Source organism: Salinicola peritrichatus (assembly GCF_003206715.1).
Lineage (GTDB): Bacteria > Pseudomonadota > Gammaproteobacteria > Pseudomonadales > Halomonadaceae > Salinicola > Salinicola peritrichatus.
The window spans coordinates 24,058-46,589 of record NZ_PZJU01000031.1 but is presented as its reverse complement, the minus strand read 5'-3'; the positions used below and the strand labels follow the sequence as shown (position 1 = coordinate 46,589).

Sequence of the window (22,532 nt, the reverse complement as noted above, 5' to 3'; positions counted from 1 at the left end):
TTGTTGTCCCATTGCGAGCGGAGAAAGCGCTGATTCTATCGGCACCGAAGCATAAAGCAAACAATAATCATTATCAAAAAATAACGATTCATATTTAAGGCGCATTGCCGGGGTCAGAACATGGATTAGTTCACACCCTAGATCGGCGCCCCTTTCACGCTGTTGCATTGCGGTGGATTACGAAAAGCCCGGCGCTAGGCCGGGCTTGTATTCAGTACAGCAAGTGATTTACCAACGGTACTTCAAACTACCAATCACACTGCGTGAGGCACCGTAGTAACAATAGAAGTCACAGCCGCTGAGATACTCCTTGTCAGTAAGGTTCTTCGCATTAACCTGAACGGTCCAGTTCGAGTCGATATCGTACCGCACCATCGCGTCCACCAAGGTATAGGACGGCACCGTATAATTCGCCGATGCGTCGGCGCTGTTCGCGGATTCACCCATGTAACGCAAGCCGCCCCCCACGGACAGGCCATCAACGAACCGATGCATATCGTAATCAAGCCAGGCCGACGCCATATGATACGGGATCAGTGGTGCGCGTTGGTCCTTGAGGGTCGTGTCATTGATATCGACGCGGGTATCGGTGTAGGTGTAGGAGGCCGTGAAGCGCAAAGCATCGGTCAAATAGCCCACACCCTCCAGTTCAATCCCTCTCGATTGCCGCTCCCCGACCTGGCGCTGTACGCCGAGTTCGTTGGGAATTAGTGTGTTGTCTTCTTTTAGGTCGAACGCAGCCAGAGTGAAATAGCCATCGAAGCCGGGCGGTGCATACTTGAGCCCGACCTCATATTGCTTCCCTTCCAGAGGCTTGTAGCTATTACCACTGTTATCCAGACTGGCCAAAGGTGTGAAGGATTCGCTGTAACTGATATAGGGTGATAGGCCGTTGTCGGCCAGATACATAATGCCCCCGGTCAGAGAAACCTGGCTGTCGTTGTAGCCCTCCGATGAACTCCCCGTCATATCGCTGAACCTGTCGGTTCCATTCACGCTATCGTAACGGGCACCAGCCAGAAAAATCCAACGATCGAAAAGTCTTAACTGATTCTGGACGTAAGCACCGATCTGCTCGTTATCAACGTTGTGGTCAGTCGGGTCACCGGTGTCCGGTGGCGTGAAATTGTCGTGGTCGGGATCGAAGATATCCACCGAGTCGATGGCCTGATAGAACGTGGAACCGTCTCCCAGCGTTCTGAAGCTATCTGCATTCGTATAATCGAGTGAGAGCTTTTGATAGCCCGCGCCGACGAGGAACGTGTTCTCGGTGTTCTTCGTGAAGGTCTTGGCAATCAGGCGATTATCCACGGAGATGGCGTCGTACTCACCATCGCGATCGATGACACCACGATCCACCACCCGGCTACCCGGTGCTACGTAGGAATTGGGATAGACCTGTTTCAGATCCATATCGAGATTGCTGTAGCGGAAATACTGCTGGAACTCCCAGGTATCGTTGATACGGTGTTCTAGTTCATAGCCCAGAGAGGCCTGGCGTTGATCGAGATCATCGTAGTCGGGCTGGCCTAGGTTGGTTTTCGGGTCGATCTTTCCGAATGGCGTATCCTCGACTGTCCCATAGGCGGGAAAGAAGTTGATGGTCGGTGTACCGGTATCTTTCTGGATGCTTGCTAGGAAGGTGACCGTAGTATCGTTCGATAGGTCGACGGCGAGGCTCGGTGCAAAGTAGTATCGCTGCGAATCCGTGCCATCAAGTTCACCATTGCCCTCCCGATAGAGGCCAACGATGCGGTATCGCATATCATCGGTACCCGCTACCGGACCCGAGGAGTCGACGCCCACCTGACGATGCTCGTCCGTACCACCTTGAATTTCGAATAATCCCTGACTTTCATCCGTGGGCCGTTTGCTTACCGCGTTGATGATGCCGCCGGGAGGCGCCTCACCATAAAGAATGGAAGCGGGTCCCTTGAGATATTCGGTACGCTCCAAGCCAAAAGGTTCGGTCAACCACCAGAAATACCCCCCGGTGCGAAAAACCTTGAGGCCATCTTGAAAGGTGGACCCTTCAGCACTGAAGCCGCGCAGGAAAAACCAATCAGTGTTGGTATCGGATCCGTACGGTTGCGAAACGACGCCGGCTCGGTATTGGAGCGATTCATCATATTTGACAACCGCCCGCTCATCCAGATCCTGGCCTGTCACAACAGAAGCGGAACGTGGTGTCTCCATCAGCAGAGTTGCCACCTTGAGTGCAGTACTCGTGACAATAACAGTATCGGAGGCTGGCGCCGCGTCGTTCTGCGCCCACGCCCCGCCACTTAGACTCAGCAGAACACCGCCCAGAACGGCGGAACCTTGTCGGATCGTCATTGAATGAAGCCCCTTGAAATTATGTGGTTATTGGTTGTGATTGGATGTTTGGGCGAAGTTTAAAGGAAGCCCATCGAAATGGAAATGAGAATGTTTCTTAGTAGCTTACAAGCCACCAGGATTAACCGCCGCTTCGATTGATAACGATTGTCATTCGATCTACCATCACGGGCCGTTGCTCGCTTGGGGCCCGCTCGGGTGCCTGCGTTCAGGAACTGGCGGGCGTCTCCGCCATCATCCGTCAGGAATCAGCCGCCTTGCCGCGAGTTCGCTCCTCCAGTCCAGCCCTCGTTACCAGAATCACGCTGTTACTGGGCGTCTGGCTGCTGCTGGGCAGTACCAATGTGCCGGCTGCCTCCACGCCGCGAATCGCCGCCGCCAACTGGACCGTCGCCGAAACACTGGTGGCACTCGGTGTGACGCCTTATGCGGTTTCCGACATCCCTAACTACCGCAAATGGGTGATGGAACCGCCGATTCCCGACGAGACGATCGATATCGGGCTGCGCAATCAGCCCAACCTGGAACTGTTGGCGCAGGATCCTCCTGACCTGCTGCTGACCAGCGGTCTGTTCTCTCGCGATAATCGGCGTCTCGAGCGGATGATGCCGGTACGCATCCTGGACAATTTCTTTTCCGGCCAGCCCTTCTATCCGGCGACCCTCGAGATGACTCGGGAGATCGGCCGAATGACCGGCCACCAAGCGCAGGCCGAAGCGTTGATTGCCCAGACCGAGAAGGTGCTGGATAGTGCGGCCAAGCGGCTGCAAGGCATCACCGAACCGGTTTACGTCGTCCAGTTCAGCGATGCCCAGCACGTCAGGGTCTTTGGCAAGGGCAACATGGTCGGCACGCTGTTCTCGCGCACCGCGTTGAAGAACGCCTGGACGGGCCCGCTCAACGCCTGGGGCTACGCCGCCATCTCCATCGAGCGACTGGCCGAACGCCCGGATGCCCGGATCATCGTGATCAAGCCTTTCCCGCGAGAGGTCGATTCCGAGCTCGCCGACAACCGGATCTGGCAACATCTGCCGGCGGTACGCGAGGGACGCGTCAGCCAGACCGATCCCATCTGGCCCTATGGCGGACTGGTCTCGCTGCAGCGTCTGGCGAAATCCATGATCGAAGTGATAGCGCACGAGCGGGCTGGAGTGAATAGCGGAGCGGATCAATGACGCGACTGGCACGCTCGCCGCTGTGGCTCGTTGTCGGCATGGTGCTGGTGGCGCTGATTCTCGGTTACGCCACGCTACAGACGCACTTCGGCGACCTGGCCGGTCACTGGTGGCAGGCGATCGTCGCCCCGGACGAAAGCCGCATCCGCCAGATCGTGCTGCATTACACCTTCGCGCCACGCCTGATCGTCGCGCTGCTCAGCGGCGCCGCACTGGCGCTGGCCGGCTGCCTGATGCAGCAGGTGCTGCGCAACCCACTGGCCTCCCCGGCGACACTGGGCGTGACCAGCGGTGCGCAACTGGCACTGGTGATCGCCACGTTATGGGCGCCAGGCTGGATGCTGGCCGGGCGGGAGTGGATCGCGCTAACCGGCGGCATCGCCGCGACGCTGCTGGTCTTCGCGCTGTCCTGGAAGCGCCGGCTGGCGCCGATGGTGGTCGTGCTCTCCGGCATGGTGGTCAGCCTCTACGTCAGTGCGATCAACAGCGCCCTACTGCTTTTCCACCAGGAAAGTCTCTCCGGCCTGTTCATCTGGGGTTCCGGCTCACTGGCCCAGGATAATTGGAACGACAGCCGCTTCCTGCTGCTGCGCCTGGCGATCGTGATGGTGTTGGCGCTGGCGCTGCTGCGCCCGCTGTCGCTGCTCGATCTCGAGGAGGAAGGCGCCAAGAGCCTGGGTATTTCGCTGCGCAAGCTGCGCTTCGCCGGACTGGGGCTCGGCATTTTCATGACCGCCTGCGTGGTCAGCGCCGTCGGCCTGATCGGCTTCATCGGGCTGGCCGCGCCGGCCATCGCGCGCCTGGCCGGCGCCCGCACGCTGGGGCAGCGGCTGGGCTGGTCGATGATGATCGGCGCGCTGCTGCTGACGTTGACCGATCTGGTGGTTCAACAGATGACCCCGCTGACGGCCTCGCTGCTGCCGACCGGCGCGATGACGGCAGCGCTGGGCGCGCCATTGCTGCTATGGCTGTTGCCACGATTGAAACTCGGCGGTTCGCGTCCGACACCGAGCAGCGGTCTGACCCTGCCGCGCCGCGCCGAACCCCGGCGGCGTCTCTGGCTGCTGGGAGCGATCGCCATCGTCGCGGTACTGCTGGCGCTGGGCCTGGGGTTCGCCGTCGACGGCCGGCAAGCGCAGCTGGCATGGGCGGGCTGGCACGATCTGTCACTGGTCATCGACTGGCGCCTCCCCCGGGTGGGGACGGCCGCCGCCGCCGGCCTGATGCTGGCGGTCGCCGGTACCCTGCTGCAACGCATGACCGGCAATCCCATGGCCAGCCCGGAAGTGCTCGGCATCAGCGCCGGCGTGGCGATCGGCGTGATCACGCTAATGCTGTTGCCGCTGGGAGTGGCCCCGCTGAGCAGTTCGGTGACCGGATTTTGCGGCGCGGTGGTGGCGCTGCTGGTGCTGGTCATCTGTAATCGTCGCAGCGGTTTCGCTCCCGAGCGGCTGCTGCTGACCGGTATCGCGATCTCCTCGCTGCTGGAAGCACTACGCGCCATCGTACTCGCGAGCGACGATCCCCGTGCCGAGGAACTGCTCGCCTGGCTCTCCGGCTCGACCTACTACGCCAGCCTGGCTTCCATGGCCTGGGTCCTGGCGATCGCCGCCCTGCTCTTCGTTCTGGTGCTACCGCTGCAGCGTTGGCTGACGTTGCTACCGCTGGGAGCGCCCACTGCCAAGGCGCTGGGTGTCGACGTGGATCGCAGCCGGCTGATGCTGCTCGGCCTGGTGGCGTTGCTGACCGTCGCCGCCACCCTGGTGGTGGGCCCGCTCTCCTTCATCGGCCTGCTGGCACCGCACATGGCACGCCTGATGGGCTTTCATGGCGCCCGGCATCAATTGATCGGCGCCGGGCTGCTGGGAATCATCGTGATGGTCGCGGCGGACTGGCTGGGGCGGAACCTGTTTTTCCCCTACCAGTTGCCGGCCGGCCTGGTCGCCGCGCTGATCGGCGGGCTCTATTTCATGTGGGGACTGCGGCGGTTGTGAAGAAACACTACATAAATGTCTGCGCAGGCGAATCGCTGCGTTGCGCGGTGCGCGCAATCCTCACCTATACCCCATAGGCTCCGGTTGCTGTGCTCCGTGCGCCTTGCGCTTCATCCTGCTCGCCGATTTATTTAGCGTTTCCTGAACCACCGCTGGAAACGCTTCAGGTCTGCTAGGGAGCCCCTATAGTTAATCAGAGGTTTCCTGAAAAATAGGCAACAGGTAACGTTCGATGGCCTGTCTCACCGAAGGCAGCATGACATCGCTCTTCTGCATCAGCTCGCGCACGGCATCCTCCAACCCCGGAATGCCCTTGGCGCGATGGCAGCCGGCCGCCAGCCGCGCGCAGGTCTCGGGGCATGCCTCTTCGGGTATGTGTACCCCCAGCGATACCAGTCGCTGGCGGAAGTCTTCGCCATCGATGAGTTCGACGATCATCATTGCCCACCTCCAGTTCGATTCTCGTTGCGGTATTGCACCCGTATTGCTTCGCTCGCTCTATCTGCTATGTAGCGTACCGCCCTCTCGGCGTCGATACCCGGAAAATCCCCCTCGCGACGCCGAGAGGGCGGCCAGTCAGTCGGATGCCGGCTCGTCGTCATCGACCAGAATCTTCTCGGCGCGCAGATAGGCGATCAGCTTGTCGGCGGCCTGCTCGGGCGTGAGATCGCTCAATACCTGACCGTTGGCGGCCGACGACTTGGCCGCCGCCGCACGAAAGCGCTCCCGCGCATTGGTGGCCTTGACCACCTTGAGCCGCTTGGGCCGGGGACGTGCCGGCTGCCATTGCCATTCGGCCCGGGCCGCGTCACGCTCGGGCGTCACATCTTCGACGATCTCGATCTTCCCCCGTCGCGCCGGGCCAAAAGCGCTCTGGCGCGGCGCCGGCGCGCAGGCATCGACGGCGATCAGGCATGGCAGCCGGACGTCCAGGCGCCGGCGCTGTCCCTGGGGCAGCGCCTGCAACACGGTGACATGCGTCGCTGCGACCGCTTCGATGGCGGCGACGCCGGTCGTCAGCGACCAGCCGAGCCGTTCGGCCAGCAGATACGGCAACATGCCGGAACCTTCGCCGCATTCGGCGCGCTGCCCGGTGAGCACCATGCGTGCGCCCTGCGTTTCCAGCCAATGGGCCAGCGGCGGCACCGCATCGTCTTCGGCCGCCATCGGCAGCAGCGACAGCTCTCCCCGAGCGGCGGAATCGTCCAGCCCATGATACATACCCAGATAGTCGCGCAGCGCCGGCTCCTCGGCGTTGCCGGCATGCACCAGATGCAATCCGGCTCCCGCCAGCGTCAGCCCCATCTCCACCGCGCGGGCGTCTTCCCGCGCCCGACCGGGGCGGCCGGAAACCGGATGGCGGCCGCTGGATATCAGCGCATGGACCGTTCCGATGGCATCGACGGTTTCGGCGGTAGCGTTTTCAGGCTGCGACATGCTGGCGCTCCTCTTTCGACAAGGCCCCGGACCCGGCCTCTGGCACAGCTTCGGACGGCTCGGCAGCACGCGGCTGGCCCAGCCGCTCGCACACCGCCGCCAGCACGGCGTCGCCATCGGCGATGATCGCCAGATCGGCGCGTTTGACCATGTCGCAGCCGGGGTCGCTGTTGATCGCGACGACCCGCTGGCATTTGGTGATGCCCTGCAGATGCTGAACGGCGCCGGAAATCCCCACGGCGACATAACAACCGGCGGAAACGAAAGTCCCCGTGGCACCGACCTGTCGCGCACGCGGCATATGGCCGTCGTCCACCGCGACACGCGAAGCGCCCTCGCTGGCGCCAAGCACGCGGGCGGCATGGTGATACCCTTCCCAATCGCCGATGCCGCGCCCGGCGGAGAGAATGAACGGGGCTTGCGCAAGCGGAATCCGCTGCGGATCGACCGCCACCCGGCCGCGATCGACGATACCGGCCTCGCCGGGCTCGGCCATTGAAGATTGAAACGAGGATTGAAACCGGGCTTCGAGCGTCAGCGGCCGCGCTTCATGGCGCGTCTCGCTGAGCGGCTCGGCGCACTCCGCCAGCGCCAGCAGTATGCGCGGTAGCCGGCGTTGGATATCCTGGCGATCCGCGGCCCGCGACAGGCACTGGCCGTCGGCCACTTGCCATACGCCCGCCGCGACGCGTTCGTCTTCCCGTTCTCCACTCAATGCCAGCTTCGCCGCCAATCGCCGGCCGAGATCGCCGCCACCGGGGAAGGTGTCGGCGAACAGCCAATGGCGCGGCGAGAATGCCGTTTCCACCGCCAGCAGCGCCGCCAGCCGGGCCTCCGGCGCATAGCCGTCGGCCACCAACGCGGAGAGATCGAGCCAGCGGTCGGCGCCAGCCTCTTCGAGCCCTTCCAGCGCCGGCTGGAACGTCACGGCGACTACCGCCACCTGCCGATCCTCGGCGAGCTGATGCGCCAGGCCGAACAGATCGCGGTCATGATCGCTCAGTCGCCCTTCCAGGCACTCCGGCACGACCATGACGTACCCCGCTGGTTCGTCGATCGTCACTGGGCGACGTGATGGTACGGCCTCGTCCTGTCTTGCCGCCTCTCTTGCCACAGCGGGGCCGGCATCGACGGCGCCGCCGCTGCGGTCGATCCGCTTGATGCCGTTGGGGCCGATGGCGCCCAGGGCGTGCGGATCGATTCGCGTCACGCCCTCGGCGCTGGTCCAGCGCCAGGCCGGCCGGACCAGCTCATGATGGCGCGGATGCAACCGGTTGCGACGAATTCGCTCGGCGTGGGGGTCGATGCGCCTGATACTCATGCCGGCACCTCTTCCAGCGTCTCGTTGGGATTCGAAACAGGCATCGCTTCATGCGACTCGATCAATGCCTCGGCGACCAGTTCCGCCAGGTCGCGAACCTGGGGCCGTGGTTCGACGACGCCCTCCAGCATCGCGGTGCATTGTGGACAGGCCACCGCCACCGTGGCGGCGCCGGTGGCGCGCACGTCGTCCATGCGCATGTCGGGAATGCGCGCGCGACCTGGTAAATCGGCGGGCACGTCGGAGAGCGCCGCGCCACCGCCGCCGCCACAACAGCGCGAGCGAAAGCCGGAACGCGCCATCTCCGCGACCTCGATGCCCAGCGCCGCCAGCACCCGGCGTGGCGCGTCGAACTCGCCGTTGTAGCGACCGAGATAGCAGGGGTCGTGATAGGTGATCGTTTCGCGCTGCTCGGAAGGCTTGACGCTCAGCCGGCCGGCGTCGAACAGCTCGGCGATGAAGGTGGAATGGTGCAGAACGGTGTAGTCGCCACCGAAGGCGGGATATTCACGTCCCAGCACATGGAAACTGTGCGGATCCAAGGTGACGATGCGCTGGAAGCGATACCGGGCGAGCGTCTCGATATTACGCTTGGCCAAGCGCTGGAAGGTGGCTTCGTCGCCGAGCCGCCGGGCGACGTCGCCGCTGTCGCGCTCCTCTTCCCCCAGCACGGCGAAATCGACATCGGCAGCACGCAGAATCTTGATCAGCGCACGCAGCGTGCGCTGGTTGCGCATGTCGAAGGCACCGTCGCCCAGCCACAGCAATACGTCGACCCCTTCCGGCCGCTGCTGGATTCGCGGCAGATCGAGATCCGCCGCCCAGTCGAGACGCGAAGCGTTGTCGAGTCCGCCCGGGTTGTCGGTAGCGATCAGGTTCTCGAGCGCTACCGCGCCACTCGGAGGCGTTTCCCCCTGCTCCAGCGTGATGAAACGGCGCATGTCGACGATCGCATCGACGTGCTCGATCATCATCGGGCACTCCTCGACGCAGGCGCGACACGTGGTGCAGGCCCACAGCGTCTCGGCTTCGACCAGTTGCGGCACGATGGCTTGATCCGGTGCGCCCTGGTGTTTGCCCATCTCGATCCCCGGATATGGAGATCCGGCATAGTGCGCGTCAGAACCGCCGGCCATGCCGACGACCATGTCCTGAATCAGCTTCTTGGGATTGAGCGGCTGCCCCGCCGCGAACGCCGGGCAGACCGCCTGGCAACGGCCGCACTGCACGCAGGCATCGAAGCCCAGCAGTTGATTCCATTGGAAATCCGTCGGCTTTTCGACCCCCAGCTTCTCGGCAGTCAGGTCCAGCGAGAACAGTGCCGTCGAACGGCTGCCGCGATGGTCATCGTGTTGCGCATTCGAATGCTGATCGTCGAAGCGCTCGGGACGGCGATGAAAAGCCAGGTGCATCGCGCCGGCGAAGGCGTGCTTCATCGGCCCGCCCCAACCCATGCCGACGACGAGTTCGAGCACGCCCCAGGCGACCAGCGCGGTCAACGCGACGGCCAGCACGCCGCCGCCCAGCAACGTCGGAGCCACGCCGACCAGCGGCAGGCTGACCAGCAACATCCCCACCGAGTAGGCGAGCAGGCTCTTGGAAAGCCGCTGCCATGGACCTTTCGACAGCTTCTCGGGCGGATGAAGACGCCGGCGATTGACCGCCAGGGCACCCACGAACATCACCAGACTCGACGCCAACAGCAAGCCGCCGAGGAGCGGGTTGCGCCAGCCGAAGCCATGCACGATGAGCGCCAACGCCATCGCCGCGACGAAACCGCCTGCCGTCGCCACGTGGGTATGCGCCATCGCTTTGTCGCGGGCGACGATATGGTGCAGATCGACCAGATAGCGTTTCGGCATCAACAAAAGGTTTCGCCACACGACCGGCGTGCGCCGCCCCTGGCGCCATAAGCGAACGCGGCGCAGCGCACCGATCGCGCCCATGATCAGCGAAGCGAAGATCAGTATCGGCAGTAGCGTCTGCAACATGTTGTGCTCCCGGAAGACGACAAGAACGAAGAAGGAAGAGAGAAGAAGGAAGAGAGAAGAAGGAAGAGAGAAGAAGTTTTCTTATATCTTCAAGGTGCGAAGCACCGTACTTCTCTCTTCTAGCCGCGCAGCGGCGCTTCACTCCGTACTTCCTTCTTCTAGCCGCGCGGCGGCGCTTATGCCTTCCTTCTTCAAAGATCCTTACAAAGCCGCAGCGCATCATAGATCGCCGCATGCGTATTCCTCGGCGCCACGCAATCCCCCAGCCGGAACAGCGCAAATTCTCCATTTTCCGCCAATGTGGGCTGCGGCTTGATTGCATACAGCGCTTCGAGGTCGATCTGCCCGCGATTGCGCGAGCGCTCCTTGAGTGCGTAGTAGAGCGCCTCGTCCGGCCGCACGCCGTTTTCGACGATCACCTGGTCGACCACGCGTTCCTCGTGCTCGCCGGTGTATTCGTTCTCCAAAAGTGCCACCAGCTTGTCGCCTTCGCGGTAGACCTTCTGTAGTGCCAGATCGCCGGTCATCACCACCGCGTTCTGATAGAGGCTGCGGTAGTAGGTCGGAAACGTCGTGCCGCCGATCGCCACGCCGGGCTTGGTATCGTCGGTGACGATCTCCACCGTGGCGCCCTTGCTGGCGCAAAAGTCCGCTGTCGACATGCCACTGAATTCGCACATGGAATCAAAAATCAGCACGTTGCCACCCGGTGCGACCTTGCCGGAGAGAATGTCCCAACTGCTGACAACCAGCCCCTCCTCCGCACCCCATTCGGGAACCTGCTCCAGGAACGGATGGCCGCCATTGGCGAGGATCACCACGTCCGGTTGCAGATCGCGGATCATCGAGTCGTCGGCCCGCGTTTCGAGCTTGAGATCGACGCCGAGGCGCGAAAGCTCCATCTCGTACCAGCGGGTGATGCCGGCGATCTGGTCGCGCTGTGGCGCCTTCGCGGCGAGCGTGATCTGGCCGCCCAGTTGGGCCTCGGCCTCGAACAGGGTGACGTCGTGACCACGCTCGGCGGCGACTCGCGCCGCTTCCATGCCACCGGGACCGCCGCCGACCACGACGACCCTGCGCCTGGGACCGCTGGATTTCTCGATGATGTGCGGCAGGCCCATGTACTCCCGCGAGGTGGCGGCGTTCTGGATGCACAGCACGTCGAGCCCCTGATACTGACGGTCGATGCAGTAGTTGGCGCCCACACACTGGCGAATGCGGTCGGTCTCGCCGGCCTTGATCTTGGCGATCAGATGCGGTTCGGCGATATGCGCGCGGGTCATGCCGACCAGATCGACGTATCCGCCTTCCAGCACGCGCTCGGCCTGAGTCGGGTCCTTGATGTTCTGGGCATGAATCACCGGCACCGAAACCACTTCCTTGATGCCCGCCGCCAGGTGCAGGAACGGTTCCGGCGGGTAGGACATGTTGGGGATGACGTTGGCGAGCGTATCGTGGGTATCGCAGCCGGAACCGACCACGCCGAAGAAGTCGACCATGCCGGTGGCGTCGTAGTAAGCGGCGATCCGCTTCATGTCATCGTGGGAGAGGCCGTCGGGATGGAACTCGTCGCCGCAGATACGCATGCCGACGCAGAAGTCATCGCCGACCTCGGCGCGCACCGCCTTCAACACCTCCATGCCGAAGCGCATGCGATTCTCGAAGCTGCCGCCCCACTGGTCGGTGCGCTTGTTGACCCGTGGACTCCAGAACTGGTCGATCAGATGCTGATGCACGGCGGAGAGCTCGCAACCATCCAGCCCGCCCTCCTTGACCCGGCGCGCGCCCTGGGCGAAATCGCCGATGATGCGCCAGATTTCCTCTTCCTCGATGGTCTTGCACGTCGCACGATGGACCGGCTCGCGAATGCCGGAAGGCGACAGCAACGTCGACCAGTGGTAGCCATCCCAGCGCGAGCGCCGCCCCATGTGGGTGATTTGGATCATGATCTTGCCGCCGTGCTTGTGCACCGCATCGGCAAGATTCTGGAAATGCGGAATGATGCGGTCGGTCGAGACATTGACCGAACTCCACCATTGTTGAGGGCTGTCGATGGAAACCGGCGACGACCCGCCGCAGATGCACAGACCACAGCCGCCCTTCGACTTCTCCTCGTAGTACTTGACGTAACGCTCGGTGGTCATGCCGCCATCGGTGGCGTAGACCTCGGCGTGGGCGGTACTGACGACCCGGTTACGAATGGTCAGCTTGCCGATCCGGATCGGCTTGAATAAAGCTTCGTGGGCCATGGCCGGTCATCTCCTCTCCACCCTCTGGCGGGGCTGCTTGAATTCATCACACGCCGAGTCATTGGCGATGCCGATTGACGAAAACGGTCAGTTTTTGGGTTTCACGACGAAGTAACCGACATCACATCCCTCCTCGGCGCCACTTTGCGTCTGCTCCGCACGAGTACGAACGCTGCTGCCTCGCGCTTCGAGGATCTGATCCATGGCGCCGGCGAACCAACCGGTGAACATGTAGTCGACCTTGGTGCCGGTCTTGCCGAGCTGGTAGACGAAGCAGGAGTGCTCCAGCCGCACCCGGGCGGTCCCTTCGGCGAGATCGATCTCCTCGGTGATGAACTTGCCCCAGCCGCGCTGCGACAGGCGATTCATGTAGTGCTCGAATACCGCCACGCCTTCGAGGCCGTGCAGCTCGGCCTCCTTCTCGCACCAGTACCAGGCCGACTTGTAACCGGCGTCGTAGAGAATTTTCGCGTAGGCCTCGACACCCAACGCCTCCTCCACCGCGATATGGTTGTTGATGAAGAAATGGCGCGGCACGTAGAGCATCGGCAACGCATCGGTGGTCCACACGCCGGTGTCGCTATCGACGTCGATCGGCAGTTCGGGAGCCATTAGGGTCATGGCAGTCTTCCTCGTTTTTTGAAACTTGCAGTGTCGCGGCGAAACGGGGGTAGAGGTGAGCGCGGCTACGCCGCTATAGGAAGGAAGTACGGCTCGTCGCACCTTGAAGATTTAAGAAGACTCCTTCCCTCTTCCTTCCTTCCCTCTTATCTCTCCGCTCTTTACTCGCCCCAGACGTCCTTCAACACACGCACCCAATTCTCCCCCATGATCTTGCGTACCACCGGCTCGGAAAGGCCGTGGTCCAGCAGCGCCTGGGTGAGGTTGGGAAACTCGCCGATGGTGCGGATACCCTTGGGGTTGATGATCTCGCCGAAGCGGGTCAGGCGGCGGGCATAGCCCTTGTCGTGAGTCAGCCACTCGAAGAAGGCTTCGTCCTGGTCCTGGGTGAAGTCGGTGCCGATGCCGATGGCGTCCTCGCCGACGATATTCATGATGTAGACGATCGCCTCGACGTAATCCTCGATGGTGGCGTTGACTCCGGCCTTGAGGAAGGGCGTGAACATGGTGACGCCGACGAAGCCGCCGTGGTCGGCGATGAACTTGAGCTCCTCGTCGCTCTTGTTGCGGGGGTGTTCCTTGAGCCCGGTCGGCAGGCAGTGGGAGTAACAGACCGGTTTCGACGATTCGAGAATGACCTCCTCGGAGGTCTTGGAGCCGACGTGGGAGAGATCGCACATCATGCCGACCCGGTTCATCTCGGCGATCACTTCGCGGCCGTAGCCGGAAAGCCCGCCGTCGCGCTCGTAGCAGCCGGTGCCGACCAGGTTCTGGGTGTTGTAGCACATCTGGGCGATGCCCACGCCGAGCTTCTTGAACACCTCGACGTAGCCCAGCTTGTCCTCGAAGGCGTAGGTGTTCTGGAAGCCGAGGATGATGCCGGTCTTGCCCTCCTCCTTGGCGCGGGTGATGTCGCGGGTCGTCAGCACCGGGCGCACCAGTTCGGCGCTGTCGCGCATCAGCTGGTTGACGGCGACGATGTTGTCGACGGTGGACTCGAAATCCTCCCATACCGATACCGTGCAGTTGGCGGCGGTCACTCCCCCCTTGCGCATATCCTCGAACAGGGCGCGGTCCCATTTGGCGATGATCAGACCATCGATGATGATGGCATCGTCGTGCACAGATGACGTCGACATGCGGAACTCCTCCTCGGTTGTGCCGCCCTCGCGGAAACACTGCGCCGATGTCCGTGCGGGCGAGTGCAGCGCTTCCCTGTTGGAATTGGAAACATCGAAGGCGGCCGTTTCGCGCAGCATATCCCCGAGCCTTCACGGCCCGCCGACCGAAAACGAATCCTAGTGTTCCGATTGCGCCATCGCGAAATGTCTCTGCACGACAAGCGCCACGCTTCGCTGACCCACAGGTCGTGTTGACAAGGCGCGATCCCGCCGCTAAAACGTTCGATATAACGAACGTTCTTTTTATCGAACGCTTCTCGCCAAACGTTCTTGCCGGACCAACCACGGGCTATGCTCTCATGGACGTACTATCGCTGGAGACGCTGGGACGCCACTTGCAGACGCTGCGGCAAGCGCAAGGCGTGTCGCTGTCGCAGTTGGCCAGCCGGGCCGGTATCGCCAAGTCGAACCTGTCGCGACTCGAACAGGGCAACGGCAATCCCACCATCGATACGCTGTGGCGCCTGGCGCGAGAGTTGAAGGTGCCTTTCGGCACCCTGGTGGCCCCCGTCGCCACGCCGGTCAAGGAGAGTGGCGTCAGCGTCGAGCTGATCGAACAGAGCGCGGGAACGCCCGCCGTCGATGTCTACCTGATGCGACTCGTCCCCAACACGCTGCGCCAGGCCGAGGCCCATGCCGAGGGAACCCGCGAAACGCTGCAGGTCATCGGAGGGAGCCTGGAGGCGGGCCCGGCGCACGACATTCGCCATCTCGGCGCCGGGGAGATCCATCTCTTCGCCGCCGACCGTCCGCACCACTATCGCAGCCACGACAGCGGCGCCACGCTGCTGGTGACCATCGTCTATGCCGCAGGGACCCGAAACCATGAAGCGTGAATCGATACATGCCGCCACACCGGGCTGGCTGATGGGATTGCGCGAAGCGATTCCGCTGCTGGGTGGCTACATTCCGGTGTCGATCTCGTTCGGGCTGGTCGCGACCCAGGCCGGCTTCAGCAGCGTGGAGACCCTGGTCATCTCGATCTTGATCTACGCCGGTGCCTCGCAGTTCCTGTTCGTCGGGATGGCCGCCAGCGGCGCGCCGCTGTGGCTGACGGTGGCGATGACATTGCTGATCAACGTGCGCCATGTCGTCTACGCCCCCAACCTGGCACCGTGGTTGCCCCCCAGCCGCTGGTGGCCATGGCTGATGCATGGGCTGACCGACCAGGTCTTTGCCCTGGCCCACAGCCGGCTACCGCAGTTGCCGGAATCCCGGCGCGTCGGCTGGTTCTTCGGCGCCGCGATGCTGGCCTGGCTCAGTTGGATTGCCGGTTCCCTGCTGGGCGCGGTCGCCGGCGAGTGGCTGACCAGCCGCTGGCCGTTGCTCGGCGAGGTAATGCCTTTCGCGCTGCCGGCACTGTTTCTGGTACTGATCGTGCCGCGATTCACCTCGCGGCGCTGGGCTGCCGCGCTCAGTGTCAGCGTTGCCGCCGCGCTCGTCTGCACACTGGTCGGCTTGACCAATGTCGGCATCCCGCTGGCCGCGGCCTGCGGTGCGCTCTGCTTCTACATGATCCGCCTGCCGGAAACGGCCGGCACGAACAAGGGAACGGCTGACAAGGGAACGACCCAAGAGGGGCGTTCATCATGAGCCTCGAACTCTGGATCGGCATGCTGGTGGCGGCAGTGGGTACCTATCTGATCCGGCTGCTGCCGCTGCTCTGGATGCAGAAACGCCTGGCACGCAGCGAGGCGGATGGCCCCGTCGATGCATTGCCGAAGTGGCTGGTGATCCTGGGGCCGATGATGATCGCCGCGGTACTTGGCGTATCCCTGGTGCCGCGCACGCCCGATGCCGCCGGTTGGCTGGCGACCGTCATCGGGTTGGGGGTGACGCTGGCGATCTGGCGGCGGACCCGCTCGCTCGGCTGGCCGGTGGTGGGCGGCGTACTCACTTTCGGCGTCGTGGTGATCGTGGCGAGAATGGTCGGGTAAGACATGTCGAACGTGGAGGTAAGCAGCAACGACACCGGGCGACCACATGGGCCGCCCGATTCGAGAGATCACCACTAACCCAGCGCGACGCTGGCGTAAGTCGGTTCGCCACGGGCGTGATTGAGCGCGACGCTGGCACTGCTGTACTGCATCAGCGAATCGTCTTCCGCCGGCTGGCTGGGGATCGGTTCCAGGCGCCGGATCTTCATCGACTCGCCGCGATCCTCGCGCGGTGGGGTGCCGAAGTACTCGCGGTAGCACTTGGAAAAGTGCGGCGTGGAGACGAAGCCGCAGGCCGAGGCGATCTCGATGATCGGCAACGGCGTCTGCTTGAGCAACTGCCGGGCCCGGGTCAGGCGTAGCTTGAGATAGTAGCGCGACGGTGAACAGTGCAGGTGGCGCTGGAACAGCCGCTCGAGCTGGCGCCGCGAGACGTCGACGTAGCTGGCCAATTCGTCGAGCTCGATCGGCTCCTCGATATTGGCCTCCATCAACGCCACGATTTCGAGCAGTTTCGGCTGTGTGGTGCCCAGCACGTGCTTGAGCGGCACACGCTGCTGGTCTTCCTCGCCACGCACGCGCTCGTAGATGAACATCTCGGAAATTGCCGCGGACAGCTCGCGGCCATGGTCGCGGCCGATCAGATTGAGCATCATGTCGAGCGGCGCGGTGCCGCCGGAGGCGGTAAAGCGATCGCGGTCGATGGAGAACAAACGGGTACTCCAGGCGGCACGCGGATAGGCTTCCTGCATCGCCGCCAGACACTCCCAGTGAATGCTGGTTTCGTAGCCATCCAGCAGCCCTGCCTGCGCCAACGCCCAACTGCCCGTGCAGACGGAACCGATGCGGCGCAGCAGTCGCGCCCGGCTCTGCAGCCAGGCCAGCAACGCCGGCGTGACGCTGCGCTGAGGGGCGACGCCACCGCAGACCACCAGCCAGTCGAGTCGCAGCGGCGACTGGGCGCTGGCGTCCGGAGTTACCTGCATGCCATCGCTGGCACGCACGGGGGCGCCATCCAGGGTGATGATGTACCAGCGGTAGAGCTCGCGACCGGCCAGCTGATTAGCCATGCGCAACGGCTCGATCGCCGAAGCCAGAGAGATCAGCGTGAAGTTGTCGAGCAGCAGGAATCCAAGCGTCTGCGGTTCGGGAACGGCGCCGCTTTTGCCATGGCCCGTGGGCGAGAGGTTTGCCATTTCACGTCTCCTCCAAGGATGGTTGGTGATTATTGTTGTTGCGTTTTCCCTGGCGTCAGTCTGTCTCGGTCCCTAGTCGGCCTCTTCGAAGGCAGCGCCATCGATCGCGGACGACGATGACCGTAATCTCCGACTTCCTTAAGCCTTTTCTGGTCTTGCTTCGACTTTAATACCTGCGACAGTGGGGCGCATGTTTTTTTATCCCTGAGCGACATCATCAACGTCTTCGGATAGTTCGATGTCGCTTTTGGAACATTGCCGCCACGCGCTGCCATCAGCGATGTCGTTTTTGGCCCACCCGCCGCCCGTAAAAAAAGAATTACCGATTACAGATGAAAACAAGTATCATTCGTGAACGGTCTCGATAATCCCGTAACACCATCGTTCTTCATCGTCACCCCCATTGTTCAGGTCTCCTTGCATGCTCATTCCTTTCCTCATCATGTTGCGCGAGGGTCTGGAAGCCGCACTCATGATCGGCATCATCGCCAGCTACCTTCACCAGACCGGACGCCAGGCGTGGATGCCCGCCGTCTGGATCGGCATCTTTCTCGCCGCCGCCCTGGCACTGTTCGTCGGCGCCGGGCTGCAATTCGCCAGTGCCGAATTCCCCCAGCGCCAGCAAGAACTGTTCGAGGCCATTGTCGGATTTCTCGCCGTCGGGATGCTGACCTGGATGGTGCTATGGATGCGTCGCGCCGCCGGCAGCATGAAGCGGGAACTCACCGCGGCGCTGGACCGCACCTTCGGCAGCGACCGCCGCCATACCTGGGCACTGATTGGCATGGTGTTCCTAGCCGTGGCCCGCGAGGGGCTGGAATCGATCTTCTTTCTGCTGGCGATCTTTCAACAGAGCGTCAACGCGCAGGCACCATTGGGCGCGTTACTCGGGCTGGGCGTCGCCGTCGGCGCTGGCTTGGCGCTCTATCGCAGCAGCCTGCGATTGCCGCTGGGCCACTTCTTCCGTGTGACCGGCCTACTCGTCCTGCTGGTGGCAGCAGGACTGTTCGCCGGTTCGGTGCGGGCATTGCACGAAGCCGGCCTGTGGAACCACGCCCAGCAGGTGGTTTTCGATCTTAATGACGTACTGCCGCTGGATACCGTACTCGGTTCCCTGTTCGCCGGTATCTTCGGTTACCAGCCGGCACCAACACTGAGCGAAGTGGCGGCCTATGCCGGTTACCTGGCCGTCGTGGCCTGGTTGCTGCGCCCGCGCGGGGCTTCGGCGGTCGAGTCGGCGTCGGCCAGATACCACGGTTAGGAGATGCATTGTCCATGACCCATTCCGCGCCTTCTTCCACACCGATCTCGCGCACCACGCCTTCCCCTCGCCTTTTGCGCGCGGGGCTGGCGTCGTCGTTTTTGCTCATGCTCATCGCTCTGGGCGTGTTCGCGCTGTCGCTGCAAGCCGTACAACCACCTCGCGCCGAGGGTTTCATCGTCAACGTCACCGCCGGCGGCTGCCAGCCGGAGCAGCTCGAGGTTCCCGCCGGGCAGCGGACCTTCACCATCGTCAACCGGTCGGATCGCGCCATCGAGTGGGAGATCATCGATGGCGTCATGGTGCTGGCGGAACGCGAGAACATCGCGCCGGGGCTACGCCAGCCGCTGACCGCAAGCCTGACGCCGGGAGATTACATCATGACCTGCGGTCTGCTGAGCAATCCGCGCGGCACGCTGCATGTCGCCCCGAATGGCGATACCAGCCAACCGAAAGCGCTGGTCGCCCGGGATTTCATCGGTCCACTGGCGGAGTATCGCGTTTATACCTTGCTGCAACTGCGCCAGTTGACAAGCCAGGTGCGGGCACTGCATGACGCCATTTATGCCGACGATCTGCATACGGCTCGCGCCGCCTATCTCGAAGCGCGCCGGATCGATCAACGTCTGGCGACGCCGATCGGCCTGTTCAGCGACCTCGATCAGCGCATGAACGCCCACGCCGACTATTTCGCTCAGCGTGAATCCGATCCCGACTTCGGCGGTTTCCCGCGCGTTGCGCTATCGCTGTTCGAGCGCGGCACCACGACAGACCTAAAGCCGACCATCGATCGCCTGGTCGAGGATGTCGAGACGCTGAAAACGCGCCTTGAGGACGCAGCTATCCCACCGGCGCAACTGGCCAATGGCAGTGCCCGCGTGCTGCAGGCCTGGCACGACCGCCAGGTCTCGCAAGCGACGCTTTCGCCACGCGACCTGTTCGATCTGGCCGGGCTCACCGAGGGCGCCGGTAAGATCGTCTCCCTGTTGGCTCCACTGCTCGAACGCCAGGCGCCCGGGACGCTGCCCCCTCTTAACGATGACCTGGCCACGCTGCAGCAGGATCTCGCCAACGCCAACGCGGACAATACATCCGGCAGTGACGACTCCCGCGGCAACGATGCCAGTGGCGGGCCCTTGGCGCGAGTCGAAAGTGACGACGGCATCGATGCCAAACGGCTGTTGCAGGACAGCGAGGCCCTGGCCAAATCACTGTCGGCAATCAACCGTGCACTCGCCCTGAGCGGATAACGTACCGACGGATTCCAAGCGAATGTCGAAGCGACCATGACTCATTTCAACCGCCCCTCACATCGCGCTCCGCGCTGCCCTTTTTCCGCCGTCGACGAGACGACGCGCTCCACCGACGAGACCTCAATGGATCGCCGCCACTTCCTGCGCCACGCGGGGCTGAGCGGACTCGGTCTTGGCTTGGCCGGCCTTTGTCCCGGTCAAGTTCATGCACAGCTTCAGACTCGTACCCAGGCGCCGACGCATCGCGGCCAGGAAGTCACCAGCGCGCCCTTGACCCAGGATGCCCAGCTCGCCTATCCGTTTCATGGCCGTCATCAGCAAGGCATCGTCACCCCACGCCAGGCAACCGGCATGGTCGTCGCGTTCGACGTACTGGCCCGCGATCGCGACGATCTCGAAAAGCTGCTGAAAATCCTGACGGCGCGCATTACCTTCCTGACTCGGGGCGGCGAATATCCCCAGCGGGACCCACGCTATCCGCCGCCCGATTCCGGCATTCTCGGCCCCAGCGTGCCGCCGGATGGCCTGACCGTTACGCTGGCGCTGGGCGACTCGCTGTTCGATGAGCGCTACGGCCTGGCCGATGCGCGCCCCCGGCATCTGCAACGCATGACCGGCTTTCCCAACGACGCCCTCGATGCCGCGCGCTGTCACGGCGACCTGGCGCTGCAATTCTGCGCCAACACCGCCGATACCCACTATCACGCCCTGCGCGACATCATCAAGCACACGCCGGGGCTGCTGATGGTGCGCTGGAAGCAGGAAGGCACGGTGCCGTTGCTGCCGCCGGCGCCCGGCGACGTCGAAGGTAGCGCGCGCAACTTCCTCGGCTTCCGCGACGGCTCGGCCAATCCCAGCATCGAGGACGAGGCACTGATGGACGCGTTGGTGTGGATCGGCGAGGCGCACGACGAGCCCGCGTGGGCGCGAGGCGGCAGCTACATGGCGGTGCGCATCATCCGCAACTTCGTCGAACGCTGGGACCGAACGCCACTGCACGAACAGGAGTCGATCTTCGGTCGTCGCAAGATGAGCGGCGCACCACTTTCCGGCAGTCGCGAACAGGACATACCCGATTACGCCAGCGACCCGGAAGGCAGGATCACGCCGCTCGACGCGCATATTCGCCTGGCCAACCCACGTACACCGGAAACCGAGAACAATCGCATCCTGCGCCGTCCCTTCAACTACTCCAACGGCGTCGAACGCAACGGCCAACTCGACATGGGCCTGTTGTTCATCTGTTTTCAGGCCGATCTCGACGCCGGATTCATCAGCGTGCAGAAACGGCTCAATGGCGAACCGCTGGAGGAGTACATCAAACCGGTAGGCGGCGGCTATTTCTTCGTGCTGCCCGGCGCCATCGACGACCGGGACTTTCTCGGACGCCGCCTGCTCGAGGCCACCGCCTGAGCTGGCACATGTCTCTCGGCAACTTGCTTAGGGAAATGCTGAATAAATCGGCGAGCAGGATGAAGTGGGCGGCACTCCGTCGCAAGGCGCACGGAGCNNGTATAGGTGAGGATTGCGAGCACCGCGTAACGCAGCGATTCGCCTGTGCAGACATTTATGCAGTGTTTCCTTAGCGACAGCTCGCGAAGACGAGTGATACATCAACGACCAACGACTGGCCCCAGGATCATTGAACGGAGTCTTACCCATGAAACCTCATCAGCACCTCATCGCCGCCGCCACCCTGGGCTTGCTGCCGCTCGCCGCCCAGGCAGCGGTCTCGCCCGACGCATTGGTCGGCCCGATCGCCGAGTACAAGCTCTACGTTCTCGACAACCTCGAACAGTTCGTCGACCACACCGAAAAATTCACCGCCGCCGTCGAAGCCGGCGACCTGCATAACGCCCAGGCGCTCTATGCCCCGACCCGCGTCTACTACGAACGCATCGAGCCGATCGCCGAGTTGTTCGCCGATCTCGATGCCAGCATCGACGCCCGCGAGGACGACTATGAGCAAGGCGTGAAGGATCCCGACTTCACCGGTTTCCACCGCATCGAATATGGCCTGTTCCACGAGCACAGCACCGAGGACCTGAACGCTTACGCCGAGCGTCTGATGAGCGACGTCAACGAACTCGACCATCGCGTGCAGGACCTCACCTTCCCGCCCGAAACCGTCGTCGGCGGCGCTGCCGCCTTGATGGAAGAGGTCGCCGCAACCAAGGTTTCCGGCGAGGAGGATCGCTACAGCCGCACCGATCTATGGGACTTCCAGGCCAATATCGATGGCGCCCGCGAGATCTTCACGCTATTCAAGCCGCTGGCTGCCCAGGAAGACGCCGATTTCGTCAAGCGCGTCGATGACAACTTCGACGATGTCGAAACGACGCTGGCGACTTATCGCGTGGATGCCGACGACCCGGACGCCGGCTTCGAATCCTATGACGAAGTAAACAAAAACGATCGCCGCGCCCTGGCCGGCCCGGTCACCGTGCTCGCCGAAGATCTCTCGACCCTGCGCGGACTGCTGGGATTGAACTGATCGTCACGCGGCGCTCTGGGCGGGAGAGCGCCGCACACCCCGGCATGGCTTCGCCTCTTTCTGGCTGCTCCGGCTACACATTCCT

Annotated in this window: 18 protein-coding genes; 9 read left to right on the top strand and 9 right to left on the bottom strand. The window is 63.0% G+C overall.

Annotated elements, in window-relative coordinates; all coding sequences use genetic code 11:
* Nucleotides 1–228: 228 nt before the first annotated feature.
* The gene (locus tag DOM57_RS12745) at nucleotides 229–2,337 is read right to left on the bottom strand and encodes a TonB-dependent siderophore receptor (protein WP_110649580.1); all 2,109 of its coding nucleotides are present in this window, start codon (nucleotides 2,335–2,337) and stop codon (nucleotides 229–231) included.
* A gap of 257 nt (nucleotides 2,338–2,594) precedes the next feature.
* Between DOM57_RS12745 and DOM57_RS12740 the strand changes: the two genes are divergently transcribed.
* Both DOM57_RS12740 and fhuB read left to right on the top strand, forming a co-directional pair.
* Nucleotides 2,595–3,512 (top strand): ABC transporter substrate-binding protein, encoded by a 918-nt coding sequence (locus DOM57_RS12740; protein ID WP_162619526.1) that lies wholly within the window; start codon nucleotides 2,595–2,597, stop codon nucleotides 3,510–3,512.
* Nucleotides 3,509–5,506: a Fe(3+)-hydroxamate ABC transporter permease FhuB gene (gene fhuB / locus DOM57_RS12735; RefSeq protein ID WP_110649578.1), complete on the top strand. Its 1,998-nt coding sequence runs from the start codon at nucleotides 3,509–3,511 to the stop codon at nucleotides 5,504–5,506. The genes DOM57_RS12740 and fhuB overlap by 4 nt, the downstream gene beginning before the upstream one ends.
* A 189-nt stretch (nucleotides 5,507–5,695) precedes the next feature.
* Here the strand turns inward: fhuB and DOM57_RS12730 are convergent, their stop codons facing one another.
* The 7 genes from DOM57_RS12730 to DOM57_RS12700 all read right to left on the bottom strand — a co-directional run bounded on the left by DOM57_RS12730 (nucleotide 5,696) and on the right by DOM57_RS12700 (nucleotide 14,264).
* On the bottom strand, nucleotides 5,696–5,947 hold the full coding sequence (locus tag DOM57_RS12730) for a hypothetical protein (RefSeq protein WP_110649577.1): 252 nt from the start codon (nucleotides 5,945–5,947) through the stop codon (nucleotides 5,696–5,698).
* A gap of 135 nt (nucleotides 5,948–6,082) precedes the next feature.
* Complete coding sequence (locus DOM57_RS12725) at nucleotides 6,083–6,943, bottom strand: electron transfer flavoprotein subunit beta (protein WP_110649576.1); 861 nt, start codon at nucleotides 6,941–6,943, stop codon at nucleotides 6,083–6,085.
* Nucleotides 6,930–8,264, bottom strand: a complete 1,335-nt coding sequence (locus DOM57_RS12720; RefSeq protein WP_110649575.1) for an electron transfer flavoprotein subunit alpha/FixB family protein — start codon at nucleotides 8,262–8,264, stop codon at nucleotides 6,930–6,932. Before DOM57_RS12720 ends, DOM57_RS12725 begins: the two co-directional genes overlap by 14 nt.
* A complete protein-coding gene (locus tag DOM57_RS12715) occupies nucleotides 8,261–10,255 on the bottom strand; it encodes a (Fe-S)-binding protein (RefSeq protein ID WP_110649574.1) in 1,995 nt (664 codons plus the stop codon). The genes DOM57_RS12720 and DOM57_RS12715 overlap by 4 nt, the downstream gene beginning before the upstream one ends.
* Nucleotides 10,256–10,446: 191 nt before the next feature.
* Complete coding sequence (gene dgcA / locus DOM57_RS12710; RefSeq protein ID WP_110649573.1) at nucleotides 10,447–12,504, bottom strand: dimethylglycine demethylation protein DgcA; 2,058 nt, start codon at nucleotides 12,502–12,504, stop codon at nucleotides 10,447–10,449.
* Nucleotides 12,505–12,591: 87 nt separating this feature from the next.
* The gene (locus tag DOM57_RS12705; protein WP_110649572.1) at nucleotides 12,592–13,125 is read right to left on the bottom strand and encodes a DUF5943 domain-containing protein; all 534 of its coding nucleotides are present in this window, start codon (nucleotides 13,123–13,125) and stop codon (nucleotides 12,592–12,594) included.
* A gap of 161 nt (nucleotides 13,126–13,286) precedes the next feature.
* Nucleotides 13,287–14,264 (bottom strand): dipeptidase, encoded by a 978-nt coding sequence (locus DOM57_RS12700; protein WP_110649601.1) that lies wholly within the window; start codon nucleotides 14,262–14,264, stop codon nucleotides 13,287–13,289.
* Nucleotides 14,265–14,605: 341 nt separating this feature from the next.
* On the opposite strand from DOM57_RS12700, the gene DOM57_RS12695 reads away from it, so the two are divergent.
* Genes DOM57_RS12695 through DOM57_RS12685 form a run of 3 tightly spaced genes read left to right on the top strand, consistent with a single transcriptional unit; the run spans nucleotide 14,606 to nucleotide 16,243 of the window.
* A complete protein-coding gene (locus DOM57_RS12695) occupies nucleotides 14,606–15,142 on the top strand; it encodes a helix-turn-helix domain-containing protein (protein ID WP_110649571.1) in 537 nt (178 codons plus the stop codon).
* Nucleotides 15,132–15,899: an AzlC family ABC transporter permease gene (locus DOM57_RS12690; protein ID WP_110649570.1), complete on the top strand. Its 768-nt coding sequence runs from the start codon at nucleotides 15,132–15,134 to the stop codon at nucleotides 15,897–15,899. Before DOM57_RS12695 ends, DOM57_RS12690 begins: the two co-directional genes overlap by 11 nt.
* On the top strand, nucleotides 15,896–16,243 hold the full coding sequence (locus DOM57_RS12685; protein WP_110649569.1) for an AzlD domain-containing protein: 348 nt from the start codon (nucleotides 15,896–15,898) through the stop codon (nucleotides 16,241–16,243). Before DOM57_RS12690 ends, DOM57_RS12685 begins: the two co-directional genes overlap by 4 nt.
* Before the next feature lie 74 nt (nucleotides 16,244–16,317).
* Here the strand turns inward: DOM57_RS12685 and gbdR are convergent, their stop codons facing one another.
* Nucleotides 16,318–17,439: a choline metabolism transcriptional regulator GbdR gene (gene gbdR, locus DOM57_RS12680; RefSeq protein WP_110649568.1), complete on the bottom strand. Its 1,122-nt coding sequence runs from the start codon at nucleotides 17,437–17,439 to the stop codon at nucleotides 16,318–16,320.
* A gap of 421 nt (nucleotides 17,440–17,860) precedes the next feature.
* Between gbdR and efeU the strand changes: the two genes are divergently transcribed.
* From efeU to efeO, 4 genes are all read left to right on the top strand, one after another.
* Nucleotides 17,861–18,700 (top strand): iron uptake transporter permease EfeU, encoded by an 840-nt coding sequence (gene efeU, locus DOM57_RS12675; protein WP_110649567.1) that lies wholly within the window; start codon nucleotides 17,861–17,863, stop codon nucleotides 18,698–18,700.
* 14 nt (nucleotides 18,701–18,714) lie between these two features.
* Nucleotides 18,715–19,950 (top strand): cupredoxin domain-containing protein, encoded by a 1,236-nt coding sequence (locus DOM57_RS12670; protein ID WP_110649566.1) that lies wholly within the window; start codon nucleotides 18,715–18,717, stop codon nucleotides 19,948–19,950.
* Nucleotides 19,951–19,986: 36 nt separating this feature from the next.
* Nucleotides 19,987–21,366 (top strand): iron uptake transporter deferrochelatase/peroxidase subunit, encoded by a 1,380-nt coding sequence (gene efeB / locus DOM57_RS12665; protein ID WP_110649565.1) that lies wholly within the window; start codon nucleotides 19,987–19,989, stop codon nucleotides 21,364–21,366.
* 247 nt (nucleotides 21,367–21,613) lie between these two features.
* Complete coding sequence (efeO, locus tag DOM57_RS12660; RefSeq protein ID WP_110649564.1) at nucleotides 21,614–22,447, top strand: iron uptake system protein EfeO; 834 nt, start codon at nucleotides 21,614–21,616, stop codon at nucleotides 22,445–22,447.
* Nucleotides 22,448–22,532: the final 85 nt, after the last annotated feature.